We start from the raw sequence: 16986 nt of genomic DNA, 5'->3' as shown, positions 1-16986 counted from the left end.
TGAAGTAACCGACCATGCGAGAATTATTACTCGAACTGGAACAGGCTGTTCAACAGCAAAAACCCGTCTGTTATACCTGCCTCGTCGAAACTCGCGGCTCTACGCCACAAAAACCGGGCGCCGCCATGCTCATCTATCGCGATGGCTCGCAGGCGGGCACACTGGGCGGCGGTTGTGTCGAAGCCGAAGTCAAGCGCCGCGCTCTGAGAATGTTTGAAGCAGACGCACCAGAAATCATGACCTTCCAGCTCGACAGTGATTACGGCTGGGATGACGGCCTGATCTGTGGCGGCCGGATGAAAGTACTCGTGGATCCCATCAGGAGTGAAGCGGATTTAGAGTATTACAAAAGCATGCTGCAACTGCTGGATGGTGATCAAGGCTGCACCGAAGCGGTCGTGATCAACCCGGAGACCGCTGCCGGCGGAAGTGAAACAGACCGCTATTTGATTGATGCCGAATCTAATATCGTCGCCTGGAGAGGTCAGCCTGAACCGCCGTCGCAATTGTGGGACGGGCTCAAGCCGATTAAAAATCGACCGCGGCCCTATGTGAATGGAGGCATCGCTTACCTGACCTTTCTGCAAACGTGCCAGCTCGTGATTGTCGGCTGTGGTCACATCGGTCAGAAAGTGGCCGCGCTTGCCAGTGACGTCGGCTTCGAAATCATCGCCGTCGATGACCGCCAGGAGTACTGCAATTCCGAACGCTTCCCCGACGCGAAACAACTGATTGTGGGAAGCTTCGATACGGTGCTCTCGGATCTGACCGTCAACAAAGACACGTTCATCATTATCGTGACACGAGGACACAATCATGATGAAGAGGCACTCGGGCATCTGGCACAAACGGAAGCCCGCTACATCGGGATGATCGGCAGCAAGCGTAAAGTAAAACTGATCTTTGAAGATCTGCTGCGCACGGGTACGCCGCGCGCAGCACTGGCGGACGTGCATGCCCCACTTGGATTCGACATCGGCTCACAGACGGTTCCGGAAATTGCCTTAAGCATCGTTGCGGAACTGGTCGCCTATCGAAATCTGGATACCATCCCTGCCAGTTATCAACGGCCCAGTCTGGTAGAAGAAATCAAAACGCCGGATCAGGTCGGCTGATCGCGTCGGCCCGTTTCCCCGCCGTTTATTCGTCCCAGTCGTCGGGATCTTCGTATTCCTGCTCTTCAGCCGAGCGGATTTCATCGGTTTTCGAATCGCCGCGGCGGAAGACGGCTACGACATCCTCAATGGGAACGACGAACAGTACATTGTCCGGCTCGAAATCAACCGGAATGGCTTCGCTGGGATTGAACAGCACTTTATCGTATTTCTTGATCGGAAAGTCATCATCACGCTCGATTTGCACGCTGATTTCGACCACGCGGCCCGTGATATTCGGAATTTCCGCTTTATCGGGAAGAACAATCCCCCCCTTCGTCGTCTGACGACTTTCGTCTTTACGAATGAGAATTCGCATTCCCAGAGGTTCAACCCAGTCAGACACCCAAATCTCCCAATCTAAAACTTTGATACTCAAAAACGACAAAAAAACACACAGACGGTCAAAATAACGCATCTGGTGTGCTAAGTACAATCATAGTCCATATACCCCCCGAAAAGAACCCCGAAATTCCAAACCCGGGGCTCATTATCAAAGTGGCGGGTCCGATCATTCGTTTTTTTCACTTTACGCAACATTGCTCAAACCGCGATCTCAGGAGTTTCCCTCAGCCTGATTTTTCTACGATTTCCCGCCGATCCGCAGACTATTTATCAGGGCCGCTTAATCTTCCAGAGTTGATTAAGTAGAATGTTCATCTATAAAGTGAAGTAAGTGCTTTCAAGATTAAGCGGATCACTGGCTGGTCCCCCTATTCATTCTTCAGGAGAGAACCATGGACAAGCAAACTTTGATTGACAAACTGAATCAGGATCTGGCGAACGAACTGGCCGCCATCATTCAATATACAACCTATGCCGCCAAAGCCACCGGCCCCTATCGGCCACAGCTGACCCAGTTTTTTCTGGCAGAAGTCCCCGACGAACAGATGCACGCCCAGTTTCTGGCAAACAAAATCGTCGCACTCGGTGGTGAACCGACGACCGTCCCCTCCAAAGTCCGGGAAGCACACAGCAACCGGGAAATGCTGGAAGCCATCCTCTCTGCCGAAAAAGGCGCCACCGAGGATTACACCACCCGCGCCCAGGAAGCAGATGAGTTCGGAGACAAAGCTTTGGCCATTCAACTCGAAGACATGATCCGCGATGAAAGTGGCCATGCCGAAGAAGTCGAACGCATCCTCCAGGACTGGCCTGTATAACAAACATCCGATATCTCATAGTAGGGGCAGCCCTATGTGGCTGCCCGCGCTATGGAAGTGGTTTTTGTGATAACTTTCGAAACGCTTCAACCGGTTCCAACGCAGGCGTAATATCAGTACGAAACTCGCAAGGCGGGTAGCCACACAGGGCTACCCCTACATTCCCAAACGTGATTGCCGCGTGGCACTGTTGGCTTGCCAACAGTGCAGACGAAAACGCCTCCATCGCTAAAAACGACCGTAAGGTTACGTGCACCTATTTCGTCAGCGTCCCAAAAAAGAACGGCATCAACTGGTGCCCTTTGGGCAGCAGCAGATTACTCGTGCTGGCGGTGACTTCGTCGTAGCTGTTTGCCTGGTCAGGACGAACTTTCGAACCACAGATCCCGAATGGCACATAGCCGTGGCTGTGCGTTTTCGTCCGTAAGAACGTGGGATGATCAGGGCAAACCAGAATCCGATAATCGCCTTGTGATTTCAGATAGTCATGCACTGGACCGACGATATGCTCGTCGATATTTTCCAGCGCTTTGATCTTCTCTTCGACTTCGCCTTCATGCGAAGCTTCGTCGGTCGCTTCCACATGCACGACGACAAAGTCGGTCAGTTTCAGCGTCTCAATCGCAGCCCGGCCTTTGGCCGCATAATCGGTGTCGGTGTAGCCGGTAGCGCCTTCCACTTCGATCACATCCCAGCCCAGCAAACGTCCCAGGCCACGCAGCAAATCGACGGCCGTAATCACCGCACCTGATTTGCCAAACTGATCCAGGAATGGCGTCAGCGCCGGGCGGCTCCCTTGGCCCCACAACCAGATCTGGGTCGCCGGTGGTTGACCATCGTCGCGTTTCTGATTCTTCGTCGACTTCGCAAACAGTTTCTTGCTGCGCTCCATCAGGTCGAGCAACAATTCGCCCCCTTTGCCTGAAGGGAGATCATGGGCAATCGGCTGGTCGGTTAAATCGTGTGGCGGCGTGGTTGTGGTCCCCGTATCAAAGGGTTGATCGTCGGCATCTTTGGCCCGGTAGATCAATAGATTCCGATAGCTGACCCCCTGATGAAATTCCCACTGTGGATCATCATCGGTCGCTTCCTGCAAAATGCCGATTAATTCCTCACCCACCTCATTGGGTAACTGCGACGCGGTGAAGCTGGCCATGTTCCCTTTGGTGATCGTCACGAAATTACAACGGATGGCCCAGTCGTGTGGCCCCAGTTCGATCCCCTGTGCGGCGGCTTCCAGCGGGGCACGCCCCGTGTGATACACCAGCGGGTCGTAGCCAAACAGACTCATCGTTCCCACATCACTACCGGACGGCATCGAAGCAGGCACAGTATCGGTGCGGCCGAGGATTCCCTCGGAAACTACGGCGTCCATTCGCGGCACACGCGCGGCTTGCAGGGGGGTTTTCCCCCCCAATGCGTCTTGCGGTTCATCCGCACAACCATCTGGAATGACGAGCACATATTTCATTTTGGGGGCACTAACTCTCTGCAGGATCATAAATTCGAAGATAAAAGAACCATTTTGTCCTCAATATCCTGAATTGATCCGCTTCCTGCAAGGAACCCGCGTCATGAAATTGCGACACAACCCGTTTCCGGCTGCACATACCGCGAAAATCGTGAAAAAGCCGTCTGTTATTTTGGTCCCGGATCGGCTTCCACAAAATCTTTCGGTAACGGCATCTCCGCCGTGATCACCTTCCAGGACTCACCCATTTCCCGAAACTGATTAAAATTTTTCGGCTTGTAGGAGAACTCCAGCTCCGGCGTCTTCATTTTCGCCGAGCCTTTTTCGAAGTACGAATGCATGGCGGCATCCAGGGCCCCCGTCATCAACAGGGTCCGTTCACAGGGATACGGTTCTTCCTTGTGGACGAACAAATGCTGAATCGCATGCGCGAACGCGCGAAACAGATTGCGGTTCCCCCACGGGCCGGGGAAGAACGTCGTCGCTTTCGGCTGCGGTTCTCCTTTGACCTGACAGGCGAAGTTCCAGCGCACGCCGTTGGAACCGATCTTGAGCATCGTCGCGCGGAACCCGTCTTTGTATTCCAGCAGAATGCCGTGCGGTTCCGTTGTGCCTTCCGCGCCAATCGGATCAAAGAGCCCCCGTTTGGCATCCCCCAGTTCGGCCTGCATGGCGGCTTCCGCCAGCTTCATCGACCAGCGTCCCTCTTTGCCCGCTTTGATCAGGTCGTCCCCTTTCAAAAACTGGACGGACGAAATGCCGGTCTCGCCCCCTTTGCGAAATTCGACCATCGATTGCAGCACTTCGAGCCCGTGAATATCATACTTCTCGATCGGCCCGCCATGAATGGAGACGGCGTCTTCCAGTTCCGTCCCCTCTGGAATCTCCAGCGGAATCGTGCGTTGTGCCAGCGGAACCGAGCTGCCAACCATCATCGGAAAGCCGTACTTCCGCGAAGTATCATACATCTCCCGCGCCCAGTCCCAGCGATAGGAATAATGCTTGTCGCTGAACAGCGGCACAAAACGGTCCGACTGTTTCATGACCGCTACGATTTCATCAAAGAACCGTTTGCGGGGATACTTGGTCTGCCCGAATTTCGTATCGGGATAATCGCCGTGCTCGCCAATCGACAGCACGGCATCGACGGCCAGTTCATTGCCGCCCACACAGAGTGCTTCGCGGATCGTTTTATAAATGGGAATGTCATACTTCTTCGCCACGCCGCGCGAGAGATCGCGGTCGGTAAACTGATCGCCATAAAACGAGAGCACATCACACTGCGGCTGCTGAATCTTGCCATTAACCAGATACGGCCCCAGGAAGGGATGCAGAATATGATACGCGTGCGAGCAGTAAAAGAACTGCGTATAGATGGCGGCGACCTGCGGCCGTTTCGTTTCCGCGGCACCGAGATCCGATTGCAGCCAGTTCAAACCAGCAGACCCAGCCATCGCGGCGGCTCCCAGTTTCAAAACATCACGGCGGGACAGAGAATCAGACAATTGGTGAGGAAGGAAAGCATCAGACATCAGGGCAGAACTCCAGTGGTAGGACAATTCAAGGCGAGACTCTGCCCTCTATCGTATCAAAAGTTTTAGATGTCTCCAGCCGTTTTTGGGTTAGTGGGGGATTTTTGGAAGGATTCTTTAGTACAAACCAAGCGCGGTCTACACGAAATCTGTATCGTGAATCGGCATTGTTTTTCCGGTCGCGTTTTATTACTAAGAAATCAACTCTGCGAACGAATAGGGCTTAAGGAAAAATAGACCACACTCTGAATGAAAAGAACTAATGGGCAAGTTATTTTTTTATGCACTGATGTTTGAACTCACTTCATTCCTGTCAATACTTGCAGTGGTGTGGACGACAGGCCACCTAGAAAACATTAGATTTCTCTTTGAGTTGTTTGCATTTCACGGAATGTTATTCTCGCTACCACGAATGGCACTGCCGCTGTTTTTTGAGTTTGTGTTTGCGCAACGACTCCCGGGTGACGCAGTCACGGTTTTAATTTTCTGATTTTTTGCCAGTTCGCTGGAAATTGTGTTTGGCAAAACCTTTCCTGGCATTATGCTGCGTTCTGGCAAGACCTTCCTTGGGTTGGTGTGGGTAAAACATTTGACCAAGGAAGGTTCTATGCCATTTATATCGTAACCGGCCCACAAAATACACCTTGACGTGTATCGTATTCTGCATGTGTTTTAACCACCAGCATATTCAGGAGCGAAAGCGATGCCCGCATCCCAGCCAACCCCGCGTGCCGACCAGCGACGGAACCCGAACCGTGAAGCGTTCTGGCGACAAACCCTTTCTGACCGACTGCAGTCCGGACTCTCGATCCGTGCCTTCTGTCAGCGTGAGGGACTCAGCGAACCAGCTTACCACTACTGGCGACGGGAACTGAAAAAGCGGGATGCCGAGACAACCGCTGCAGCTTCCTTTCTGCCCGTTGAAGTCCAACTCCCTGCCACGCCGATTGAAATCGTGTTCTCACAGGGCACCTCGGTTCGCGTCGGAAACGGCTGTGATCAAACCACGCTCGAAACCGTGCTCGCCGCGCTGGAGCAGCGCGCATGCTGAATCTGCCCACCCGCATTTATTTCTGCACGGTCCCCACCGATATGCGCAAAAGTTTTGACGGCCTCCTGCGAATGACCGAAGTCTACCTGCAGCAAAACGTACTCGACGGGGGACTATTTGTGTTTCTCAACAAAAAACAGGATCGGATCAAGCTGCTGTACTGGGACCACGATGGTCTGGCCATCTGGTATAAACGGCTGGAAGCGGGCACATATCAGCGTCTCTCCAGCCCGGAGGGCACACATGGCCTACAACTGTCCTCAATCGACCTGGGGCTCCTGCTGCAGGGCATCGACCTGACCAGCGTGCAGCGCAGAAAACGCTATCAGATTTCAGAAAAAGTATCGACTTCATAAAAAAACAGTTCCCGCCTGACAACGATTATGTTAAGACGTGGAACATGAACCAGAAACGATCCTCATTGCCGAACGACGTCCAATCCTGCCATGATATGATTCACCAGTTGGGTGAGACCGTGGGAGAGCAACAGCGGGAAGTCGAGCAACTCAAACATTTCATTGATCGGCTGCTGCGACAGCGGTTTGGCGCCCGTTCTGAAAAGATCGCCCCCAATCAAATGAGTCTGTTTGACGAACCCGATACTCCAGAGGAAGCGGCCGAGCCCGAGGACGATGAACCTCCTCCCACGACGGTTTCCGCACATCGCCGTCGTGGCGGTGGCCGTAACAAGCTGCCCGATCATCTGCCTCGGGAACGGGTAGAGCATGACCTGACCGAATCGGAAAAACGCTGTCCCTGCTGCGACCAGACACGGCAGCGGATCGGAGAAATCAGCCACGAACAGTTAGAATTCATTCCTGCCAGCCTGAAAGTGATCGAGCACGTACGTTTCAAATACGCGTGCCGGGAGTGTGAAGAGCATGTGGCGCTGGCTCCAGTTCCTGCCCGGCCGATTGCCAAAGGCTTCGCCGGCCCCGGCTTGCTCTCGACGATCCTGGTGGGGAAATACTCAGATCATCTCCCCCTGTATCGTCATGAATCCATTCTCAGCCGGAATGGCGTACAGCTTTCGCGGAGCACGATGAGCCGCTGGGTCCTGGAAACCGCAGAATTACTGCAACCGCTGATTGATCTGATGAAAAGCCGGGTTTTGCAATCCAGCGTCGTACATACGGATGATACGACGATTCCCGTCCAGGACCAACGGCTTTCCCGCACGCGGACCGGCCGGTTCTGGGTTTACTGTGGCGATGTCGCGCACCCGTATTCGGTCTATGATTTCACCCCGAACCGGGAACGCGCCGGTCCCCAGGCGTTTTTAGAACACTTTTGCGGTTATCTGCAGGCAGACGCGTATGCCGGCTACGAAGAACTGTACCGGTCAGGCAGAATTCACCAGGTCTTGTGCTGGGCGCATGCGCGACGCAAGTTTTACGATGCGCGGACGGTGCAGCCGGAAGCCGCTCACCGGGCATTATTGTTTATCCAGCAGTTATACGCGATCGAACGGGAAGCCGGCGTGTTGAAGTCGGATCTGCCACAGCCGGCGGACTGCGAACACTGGTGGAAACGCCGCTGGCAGTTGCGACAGAAACAGGCGCTACCGATACTGGAAAAGTTCTGCGACTGGTTGACGGAAACCGCGCGCAGTCTGTTACCGAAAAGTCCGGTGGCAGCGGCGATTCAATATCTGTTAAGCCGCTGGTCCGGGTTTACGCGGTATTGTACCGAGGGCATCCTGTCGATTGACAACAACCTGGCCGAACGCACCTTGCGTCCCTGTGCCCTCGGCCGGAAGAATTATCTGTTCGTCGGCAGCGACCGGGGCGGCCAGGCGGCCGCCGTGCATTACAGCCTGATGGCCAGTTGCAAAGCAAACGAAGTGGAACCGTTTGCCTATCTGCGCGATGTGTTGACGCGGATCACCGATCACGCCGCCGATCGCCTGGAAGAACTGCTGCCAGACCAATGGCTGAAGCAACACCCGGAAGCCCACTACACCCGCCGACGCTGAACCCGGCAGCGATTCAGTTCAGTCATTGATAGACCGTGTATTTGCTGAAACGGTTACTTTATATCAGCTTCCCATTCGAATGCAGCATCATTTTCTCTTTTCAAACGTTCGATGATGCAAAATGCTTCGCTTCCGCTATCTGATGTGATTGATGACCAGCGCTGGCAACAAACCTTTGATGAACACGAAATCAATTTTGGTTCCGGCGAGGATGACGTTTACACACCCGCAATCACGCTCTGGGCCTTAATTTCTCAGGTCTTCTTTTCCGGCGAGCAACGCAGCTGTAAAGCGGCCGTGATCCGTGTTGCCAGCCTGTGTGCCGCGCTGGGCCGACGGGTTTGCAGTACGAATACCAGTGCTTATTGTCGGGCGCGACTCAAAATCCCGTTTATCGTCATTCGAGACATTGTCCAACAAATTGCCGCTGATGCGGAAGCGGCCTGTGATCAGAATCGTGTCCAGACCAGAGAGCAGTCGGCGGCACGCCTCAGTCCTTCCAGCATCGCTGATGTGAAATCACGGAGCACCGGCGGTCGCATTCTGCTGGTTGATGGCTTCACCCTCACGGCCGCCGATACTCCCAAGAATCAGCGTGCCTATCCACAGAACCCGACTCAGAAACCGGGGCTCGGGTTCCCCGTTCTACGCTGCGTTTCTCTGATCTCGATGACAACCGGACTGCTGGTGGATCTAGTGAGCGGGCCTTACAGCGGAAAAGGCAGTGGCGAAACGGCCCTGTTCTGGCAAATGCTGGATGCACTCCGACCGGGAGATACCTTGGTGGCAGACTCGTATTACTGCACGTACTGGCTGGTGAGTGCGTGCCGTGCGCGGGGCGTTCAGGTTTTGATGAAGAATCATCACCTGCGTGACGATCATCCGCAAGCCGCACGGCGGCTGAGTAAACGGGAGCGACTGGTGACCTGGTCACGACCATTGCAACGTCCTGCCTGGATGACCCGTCAGGAATTCTGGCAACAACCGCTGACGCTCACTCTGCGTCTGGTCGATGTGCAGATCAGTCAGCCGGGGTATCGCGCCAAAACGTTTACGATTGCCACCACCATCACAGATCGGAAAGCATACCCGGCGCGCTGGATCGCCGCCGTGTATCAGAGCCGCTGGCTGATCGAACTGGATATTCGCAGCATCAAGTGTTCGCTGGGGATGGATATTCTGCGTGCGAAGTCTCCGGACATGGTGCTCACCGAACTCTGGTCGTGCCTGCTGGCGTATAATCTGATTCGGTTAAAAATGCTGCAAAGCAGTCTCTCAACAGACCGTGATCCGCGTTCCCTCTCGTTTGCCACCACGCAACAGATGCTGGCTGCCAGTTGGTTGTTGGGAGCCGTCACGAAGCTCACGGATGAGTTGGTTGCACTCGGACAACAGGTCCCCAGCAGCGAACGTGTGGGGCATCGCACTGGTCGAACAGAACCCAGAGCCAATAAACGCCGCACCAAAGTGCTGGCTTTGCTGAAGCAACCAAGATACCATTACCATCAACAAAGGAGGACGATCGTATGAACGCAAACTGTTACGCTACAATAGGCAGTGCCATTCGTCGCTACCACTATTTGGTCTCGTGATTCATGCACAAGAAGACGATCTCAGAGAATTTTCATTGTCCAGCTTTCGAATGATTTGTGGGGGAATTGCTTTCGGACTCAGCCTGTTGGCAATGTATGCGCTCTTAGAACAAGTCGACTTCTCATTTTTGTGGAAGTCGTTCTGGTTATTTCCCGTCATCATCGTCATTTACCTGATGGCCTTCGCAGTACATCTCTTTTTGTTTTTCTGTTTTGCGATGCTTTTTCCTAAAAAGAAATAAAGGTGCTGGTTACTTAATGGACCTGACACATTTTAATCACCCAAATTCTTAGTAAGTCTGCAACATTTATCTCGTCGATTTTTTGGAACCTGCTGCTGAGGACGATTTGTTACACGCTGGTCTTTCACTCAGTACTCTTCAAGCGCTTTGATCAGCTTATTGTATTGTCCCTTTGACATAAATATTCTATGGAAACCTTTAGTCATATAAATCTCCACTTCATCCCGCGACTCGCTGCCCCAGCCGATGATTTGTCGGGTGCGTAGATCCACATCGATAAAGTAATAGTATTTTGTTTTTTCTTGTTTTTGACTCATTGAAAAATCATTCCTGTATACCAGCGCGCAGGAAACACATTGTGGCGGACGGAAGACCGAAATCCTGCGGAGGGGTGTTGTCGTTTGCGTTTTCAGACGTGATAGAACCATAATGCGTAGCATATCTTGCCCCGGCAAGACTCGCAATCACTTACATTGAATCGACTACAGGAACTGCGGAACCATGCTTTCTCAATTTAAACTGATCGACGCCACTTTGCATCGCACGGAAACAGAAACGCGGATGCCGTTTCGGTTTGGGATTGCTGTGATGACGGCCGCGCCGCATGTTTTTTTGCAGTGCCGGTATGAGATCGATGGCAGGGTTGTCACTGGGATTGCGGCGGATGGGCTGCTGCCGAAGTGGTTTGATAAGTCGCCTGAGAAAGAGGCCGCGCAGGAGATCGATGAGATGCTGCTCGTTATTCGGCGGGCCGTCGGGTTTGCGCGGGAGGTCTCGGCTGCGTCGGTGTTTGAATTCTGGCAGCAGGTGTATCAGGCCCAGGTGAAATGGGCCGCGGAAGAGGGGCTGCCGTCGCTGCTCGCGCAGTTTGGCGTCAGCATGGTCGAGCGGACGCTGCTCGATGCGCTGGCGCAGGCCGAGGGTTGTACGCTGGCGACACTGCTCCGCGAGAATCGTGTCGGCCTCGATCTGGCGGCCATTCACCCCGAACTGGCGGGACACACGCCGGGCGAATTTCTGCCCGTGCAGCCTTTATCCAAAATCATCGCCCGGCATACGGTGGGGCTCTCCGACCCACTGACGGCGGCCGACCTGACACCGGAAAACCGGATTGACGATGGACTGCCGCAAACGCTGGAAGACTGCATTCGCTGTTACGGACTGTATCACTTCAAGCTGAAAGTGCAGGGGGATGTCGCCCGCGATCTCGAACGGCTGCGGGCCGTCGCCCGCGTCATCACACATCATTGCGGCACCCGGTTTGGATTCACGCTGGACGGGAACGAGCAGTATCGCGAGTTCCCCCGCTTCGTCGAACTGTGGGACCGTATTCAGGCCGACCCGTTGCTGAAGGAATTCTTTAAACAACTGATCTTCATCGAGCAGCCCCTGTATCGCGATGTGGCCCTTGACCCTGCGATCGCGAACATTGCCGACTGGGAAAACGGTCCCCCGGTGATCATCGATGAATCGGACGCCGAACTGGGCGCGCTGGCGCAGGCACTCAAGCTGGGTTACGCGGGCACGAGCCACAAGAACTGCAAAGGCATCATGAAAGCGGCCGCCCATCGCTGTCTGATCAACTATCTTAATGCAACGGAACACACGAGCCGCTACCAGATGAGCGGCGAAGACCTGGTGAATATCGGCCCGGTCGCCTTACTGCAGGACCTGGCGGCACAGGCGGCACTCGGCAACACCTCAGTCGAACGCAACGGCCACCACTACTTTCGCGGCCTCTCTCCGTTTCCGCAGGAGATCAGCCAACGGATGCTGCAGCAGCACGGCGACTTGTACACAGCGATGGACGACGGCTTTGCCCGCGTCAACATCACCGGCGGCGAACTGAACCTGGCCTCCATCAACGCCGCCCCGTTTGGTGTTGGCGTGGAAATACCGATGGACGGATTTCAGGAATTGTCACTCTGAACGATCGAATTCAAATCGTAGGGGCGGAACCCATGTGTCCGCCCGCCTTGTGGCATGCGAATGATTTCCGTCTTCAATGGGAACCGAACAAACCGTTCGAACCAGACCAAACGAAGCACGTTGATGTAACGGGGCGACACGTATTACAAAGTGAGCGGAATGGCGCTAGCCACCGGTTTTGAACAAGGGTACCAAATATAATACCCGCGGCTAGCGCCGTCCCGCTCACAAAAACCAGCATACAGAAACCGTTCGAAGTTGGTCTGTTTTTACTACCACGAAAATCTCGAACACACACGAAAACCCCCGGTCTTGTTTCAAGCGTTGTCGCTCTGAGCGGGGAGCCCTTTCCAATAGTAATAGAGATAGGGCAGGTAGATCAGAAACATCGTTACGGCAAAGAGAATCGCAAATGCGCCCCGAAAGAAAATTATCATGAAGACGATTCCATTCAGAGTCGACAGCGTCGCAAGTAGAAAGAGGCGTTTATCGAGTTGCCGTTTGACGAAATAAAAGAAGACGCCGTAAAACACAGCGACAATGAGGACTTGAATGACGCCTGGAATCAGCAGATAAGTCGCTTCGCTTGTTGTCATGTGTTTTATCCCGGAGCGAAAATTAATAACGGTGTCTGTAATAGTGTTCATCGACCGGGCAGACATTGCAAGCCCAGGAATTAAATTCTCAGCGAGAAAAATTCTGGAATTGGAATTTTCCCTTTCGTGTCTTTCGTGGTCGTAATAAAAACAAGCTTGTGTCAGTGAACTATTTGCCGGGAATGGCGGCTTTCAGGCTCGTAAGTTGAACGGTCTGCCATAAAATGGAGACTGTCTCCATTGATCAAGTTGTTATGTTCGTGGCGGCGCGTTTTGACTTCTTCTAAATGATTCAACATCGATGGACGTAGCAACCTTACAATATCTGCTGGGGATGGTAGGCACGGTCGCTTTTGCGGTGACCGGTGTGCTGGCGGTGACGCCGCGGGGCATTGATCTGTTTGGCGCGTGCGTGCTGGGTCTGATCACCGCGATTGGCGGCGGCACGATTCGCGACTTAATCCTGGGAGTCCCCGTCTTCTGGGCGGCGGACCTGAACTACATCTGGGTCGCATTAGGTGCCAGTTTTGTCGCGTTTCTCACCGAACGTCTGCTGACGCGGAAAGAGATCTACCGCACGATGCTGTATCTCGACGCGCTGGGGCTCTCCATGTTTGCGATCCAGGCAGCGCAAAAAGTCATGTGGATCGAGTTCGGCATGCCCCTCGCGCCAATCCTGATGGGTGTGCTGACGGCGATCGGCGGCGGTCTGTTGCGCGACGTCCTCGCCGGTCAACCGACACTGTTGATGCGCCGCGAACTCTACGCCATCCCGGTGACCTGCGGCTGTGTGCTGTATGTCGTGGGCTTGAGTTGGCTCCCCGCGTATCCTGTCGAATTCGGAATTACCTGCTCGCTCTTCATTTTAGCCCTGCGCAGTGCCGCCATCTTCTGGGACCTGCATGTGCCTCTCTGGCTGACGACTCAGTCGAGGGAAAAGGATTCGGATGAGGAAGATCGTTAAAGAGGTGCAGAAAAGAAAACTACTCCCCCTTTGAAGGCCGTGCAAGCTCCCAAAGTCGCACCAGCAGCATCAGGGGGCCTGACAGCAGGATGGAAAGCAGCAAGAACAGAATAGCAAAAGGGGCGAGCAGCACAGAGAGGCTGATGCTGAAGACATCACTCAACTTTCCCGGGGGGTTATACTTCGTATCATTTTTCAGATCGGCAACGCATTCTTCGTAGACTGCAATCACGTGCTCAATGTAGGAGTGAATGGACTCCTCGTAGGGCAGACGCTGTTCGTTTTCATCCTCGGGATACTCGCCGTGATGCGGGCCTCCCATGTAGACGGGAGCGATGGCGTTGTGTGTGTCAATCGCATAGTAGTCGCCACACCCTGATTCGCCGATGATAAAAAAATGGGGTGGAAAGATGGAGTTTCTGTATTCTGCGCCTGCGACATTCGCCTGAGTTAATGATTCCTTCGAATGAAAGAACATTGCCAACTCATCATCATCGAGTGTGGTTGCGAGTTCGGTTAATCGCTGTGGATACATTTGCAGAAGATCACGATAAACTGACGGCAGTTGACAGTCAGTGACAGCTTCCAGTTCCTGGATTTCGGATTCGATCATGCATTTATGACTCCGGTTCTACAGACGACTCCCTGCGATCTACGATCCGAATCGAGAAATATATCGACGTCTGGTGTCAGCATGGTACCATTCTTTCCTTGAACATTCTGATTTTGAAATCAATTTCTGAAGTGGACAGCAGCTTTAGATTAAAAGTGCGTCTGTCATTTTCCTCATTTCACAAGTTTAACAGTTTTCTTTTCTGAAGGTCAGTGGCGTGTCGACGAAAATTGTACAGAGCAGTTCCAGCTGCCATTGTTTAGATTTGCATAAATATTCATCAACATTTGTGTTCATCTTTTTTATTGATTGTTACTCTGAAATAACATGCGCTTCTCCGGGAGTATTTGAGGATCAGATTCAGAAAGCTACCATAAGTTTCATTAAGCATCATTTGAAGAACTGGCTACTGTTTATCTAATGAAAGTGCTCTTAGTAAAAATATTGCTGACCATCTGGAATACACTGATAGCTGCCATCACTTTTTTTCTGATGGGCCTGATCACGGCTGTTCTGCTGGGAGAACGTTATTTTTTCAACCGTTCCGTGACAGGAAGATACTGTCTATTAGTCCTTTCCCTGGCGGTCGGTGTGTTCGTAGCCGTCCGCATCTCCCGGATTACTGATGAAACTCGTCACGCGGAAGCAGCGTTCTATCTGATTCTTGCGGTTTCCTGGGCTATGATTCTGTCCATGTTTATTGTGGGGCCCAAGTAGAGGTCGGAGAAACAGACTGGATCTCTACCACCTCTATTTTTGCCCGCTTGTCCATCAATCAGCGGCCAGATGATAAACGGCGGCCAGTTAGTGTTCCGTATTAGCCGCGGTTCATACCGACCTGGGTATGGTTGCGATCTTGAGAATCACACTCAAACCATTAAATAAACACGATCTGGCATTGTGCCGCTCACAATTTGTGAATCTTCATTTTTATGAAAGGCTTCGACAGCCGATGGCATTTGCGAGGCTGCTACTGATTTTCTTTACCGGCATGATGGCCGCGGCGACGTGGCACCTCTATCTCAGTGCACAAAATCTACATCTCGCACGCCCACACATTGCTTGGGCATTTGGACTCGGATTCAGCGCCGGTTTAATGATTACAGCTTTCAGTGCGTTATTTAAGCATGCCCTGGGAGGAATTTCCGCAGGGGTTTTTGTTTGTTATTTGCTTGCGCTGTGTTATATCACCTTCTGGGCAGGAATTCCGGTTGAATGGATCTATTAAAGAGCAGATAAAAAAGCTACTATTCCTGACAGATAACTGTTATCTTTTCCAACTGTGAAAAATGGCAAAGAAGCCAGGATCATCTGACGCCGGAACATGGATACGGACATGCATGACGCAGAGTTGAAACGGAGATCGGAACTGAAAGAAGCGATGTGGGTTTACCTGCTGGCGCTGATCATTGGTCTGGGCGTGGGCACGGTGGGGTCGGCCTTTCATTACACAGTGCAAACCACGTCAGACGTCTTTAATGTGATCGCAGAACAATTCTCTGATCACAAGGCACTGGCCGTCATCATCTCTGCAGTGCTTGGTGCCGTCATGGTTGGTATCGCGGCGCTCTTGGTCCGCCGTTATGCTCCGGAAGCAGCAGGAAGCGGCATCCAGGAAATCGAAGGCATCATGTCAGGCTTAAGGCCTTTGCGCTGGCGGCAATTGCTTCCCATTAAATTTATCGGTGGCGTGCTATCAATGGGCGCAGGACTGGTGCTGGGGCGCGAAGGGCCGACGATTCATTTAGGTGGTTGTGTCGGTCAGATCGTCGGCGAGAAAGCAAACTCCAACGAAGAGACAATGAATACGCTTCTGGCGGCCGGCGCGACCGCCGGCTTGAGTGTGGCCTTCAGCGCGCCGCTGGGTGCGATCTTTTTTATGATCGAAGAAATGCGGCGGCGGTTCAAATACAACTTCGTATCCCTGCACGCGGTGATCCTGGCCAGCATTACTGCGAATATTGTAAACGATCAGGTGTTCGGCACGCTGCCGCAGTTGCCGGTTCAGCTCCAGACCTGGCTACCCAAATTTCCCCCGCCGGAAAACCTGTTGACGTCGCTCCCCTTTCATCTACTGCTGGGCGCGTTGATCGGCGCCTTGGGAGCCGGCTTTAATTCGGTGCTGCTCAAGTGCCTGCGGATTTCTGACCGACTGAACCCGCGGACGATGCAGATCATTGCCTGTTCGGTCGGCGCTGTTGCTGGTGCGCTGATGGTTGTCGCCCCCGAATATGTGGGCGGTGGTGAAGCACTGGTGAAAGAAATTTTCGATAAGTCTCCCCTGCTCAGTTTTCTGCTTGCGCTGCTGGTAGTACGGGCGATCATGACGTTTCTGAGTTATTCGATGGGAGTTCCCGGCGGCATCTTTGCTCCGATGTTGGCGCTGGGTGCGTTGCTGGGCACCAGCTTCGGCTATATCGCGCAAGATCTGGCACCGCATGCGCATATCTATCCCGGCAGTTGTGCTATCGCCGCGATGGGCGCTCTGTTCGCTGCAACCGTCCGGGCACCGCTGACGGGCATCGTACTGGTGGCTGAGATGACTGCCAGCTTTAACCTGCTGCCGGCCATGATCATCACCTGCATGACAGCCAGTGTTGTCGCACAGTCACTGGGCAGCAAACCGGTCTACGATATGCTGTTGGAACGAACGCTTGAAGGCAGTGAAGAAACTGGGGTACAAAAAGAGCCTTGCTGACAAATG

General features: G+C 53.3%; 17 protein-coding genes. 11 read left to right on the top strand and 6 right to left on the bottom strand.

The features are described 5' to 3' along the window. Positions 1-14: 14 nt before the first annotated feature. A complete protein-coding gene (locus Enr17x_RS28850) occupies positions 15-1115 on the top strand; it encodes an XdhC family protein (RefSeq protein ID WP_145313767.1) in 1101 nt (366 codons plus the stop codon). A gap of 25 nt (positions 1116-1140) precedes the next feature. Here Enr17x_RS28850 and Enr17x_RS28845 read toward each other — a convergent pair whose 3' ends face one another. Next, positions 1141-1500 carry a co-chaperone GroES gene (locus Enr17x_RS28845; RefSeq protein ID WP_198000859.1) on the bottom strand — a complete coding sequence of 120 codons (360 nt, stop codon included), beginning with the start codon at positions 1498-1500 and terminating at the stop codon, positions 1141-1143. 391 nt (positions 1501-1891) lie between these two features. On the opposite strand from Enr17x_RS28845, the gene Enr17x_RS28840 reads away from it, so the two are divergent. Beyond that, on the top strand, positions 1892-2317 hold the full coding sequence (locus tag Enr17x_RS28840) for a ferritin-like domain-containing protein (protein WP_145313766.1): 426 nt from the start codon (positions 1892-1894) through the stop codon (positions 2315-2317). Positions 2318-2573: 256 nt separating this feature from the next. Here the strand turns inward: Enr17x_RS28840 and Enr17x_RS28835 are convergent, their stop codons facing one another. Continuing rightward, entirely contained in the window at positions 2574-3788 is a 1215-nt protein-coding gene (locus tag Enr17x_RS28835) for a cofactor-independent phosphoglycerate mutase (RefSeq protein ID WP_145313765.1), read from the bottom strand. 167 nt (positions 3789-3955) lie between these two features. After that, a complete protein-coding gene (locus tag Enr17x_RS28830) occupies positions 3956-5320 on the bottom strand; it encodes a hypothetical protein (protein ID WP_145313764.1) in 1365 nt (454 codons plus the stop codon). A gap of 703 nt (positions 5321-6023) precedes the next feature. Here Enr17x_RS28830 and tnpA point away from each other — a divergent pair. From tnpA to Enr17x_RS28810, 4 genes are all read left to right on the top strand, one after another. After that, positions 6024-6371, top strand: a complete 348-nt coding sequence (gene tnpA, locus Enr17x_RS28825; protein ID WP_145305627.1) for an IS66 family insertion sequence element accessory protein TnpA — start codon at positions 6024-6026, stop codon at positions 6369-6371. After that, a complete protein-coding gene (gene tnpB / locus Enr17x_RS28820) occupies positions 6365-6727 on the top strand; it encodes an IS66 family insertion sequence element accessory protein TnpB (protein ID WP_145305628.1) in 363 nt (120 codons plus the stop codon). Before tnpA ends, tnpB begins: the two co-directional genes overlap by 7 nt. 44 nt (positions 6728-6771) lie before the next feature. Further along, complete coding sequence (gene tnpC / locus Enr17x_RS28815) at positions 6772-8346, top strand: IS66 family transposase (protein ID WP_232100793.1); 1575 nt, start codon at positions 6772-6774, stop codon at positions 8344-8346. A gap of 111 nt (positions 8347-8457) precedes the next feature. Further along, positions 8458-9876, top strand: a complete 1419-nt coding sequence (locus Enr17x_RS28810; RefSeq protein ID WP_145313763.1) for an IS4 family transposase — start codon at positions 8458-8460, stop codon at positions 9874-9876. Positions 9877-10308: 432 nt separating this feature from the next. Here Enr17x_RS28810 and Enr17x_RS28805 read toward each other — a convergent pair whose 3' ends face one another. Next, positions 10309-10497 carry a hypothetical protein gene (locus Enr17x_RS28805; RefSeq protein WP_145313762.1) on the bottom strand — a complete coding sequence of 63 codons (189 nt, stop codon included), beginning with the start codon at positions 10495-10497 and terminating at the stop codon, positions 10309-10311. Positions 10498-10681: 184 nt separating this feature from the next. On the opposite strand from Enr17x_RS28805, the gene Enr17x_RS28800 reads away from it, so the two are divergent. Beyond that, a complete protein-coding gene (locus tag Enr17x_RS28800; protein WP_145313761.1) occupies positions 10682-12109 on the top strand; it encodes an enolase C-terminal domain-like protein in 1428 nt (475 codons plus the stop codon). A gap of 317 nt (positions 12110-12426) precedes the next feature. On the opposite strand, the gene Enr17x_RS28795 is transcribed toward Enr17x_RS28800, so the two are convergent. Beyond that, positions 12427-12705 (bottom strand): hypothetical protein, encoded by a 279-nt coding sequence (locus Enr17x_RS28795; protein WP_145313760.1) that lies wholly within the window; start codon positions 12703-12705, stop codon positions 12427-12429. 301 nt (positions 12706-13006) lie between these two features. On the opposite strand from Enr17x_RS28795, the gene Enr17x_RS28790 reads away from it, so the two are divergent. Continuing rightward, entirely contained in the window at positions 13007-13669 is a 663-nt protein-coding gene (locus tag Enr17x_RS28790) for a trimeric intracellular cation channel family protein (RefSeq protein WP_145313759.1), read from the top strand. 19 nt (positions 13670-13688) lie between these two features. Here the strand turns inward: Enr17x_RS28790 and Enr17x_RS28785 are convergent, their stop codons facing one another. After that, entirely contained in the window at positions 13689-14282 is a 594-nt protein-coding gene (locus Enr17x_RS28785) for an SMI1/KNR4 family protein (RefSeq protein ID WP_145313758.1), read from the bottom strand. Positions 14283-14702: 420 nt separating this feature from the next. On the opposite strand from Enr17x_RS28785, the gene Enr17x_RS28780 reads away from it, so the two are divergent. The 3 genes from Enr17x_RS28780 (at position 14703) to clcA (ending at position 16980) form a co-directional block, all read left to right on the top strand. Next, the gene (locus tag Enr17x_RS28780; RefSeq protein WP_145313757.1) at positions 14703-14999 is read left to right on the top strand and encodes a hypothetical protein; all 297 of its coding nucleotides are present in this window, start codon (positions 14703-14705) and stop codon (positions 14997-14999) included. A 127-nt stretch (positions 15000-15126) separates the two neighbouring features. Next, on the top strand, positions 15127-15510 hold the full coding sequence (locus tag Enr17x_RS28775; RefSeq protein ID WP_145313756.1) for a hypothetical protein: 384 nt from the start codon (positions 15127-15129) through the stop codon (positions 15508-15510). A gap of 108 nt (positions 15511-15618) precedes the next feature. After that, a complete protein-coding gene (gene clcA, locus Enr17x_RS28770) occupies positions 15619-16980 on the top strand; it encodes a H(+)/Cl(-) exchange transporter ClcA (RefSeq protein WP_198000858.1) in 1362 nt (453 codons plus the stop codon). The last annotated feature ends 6 nt before the right edge of the window (positions 16981-16986 follow it).

Source organism: Gimesia fumaroli (genome assembly GCF_007754425.1).
GTDB lineage: Bacteria > Planctomycetota > Planctomycetia > Planctomycetales > Planctomycetaceae > Gimesia > Gimesia fumaroli.
The sequence above is the reverse complement of the archived record's forward strand: the minus strand, read 5'-3'. Positions and strand labels throughout refer to the sequence as shown.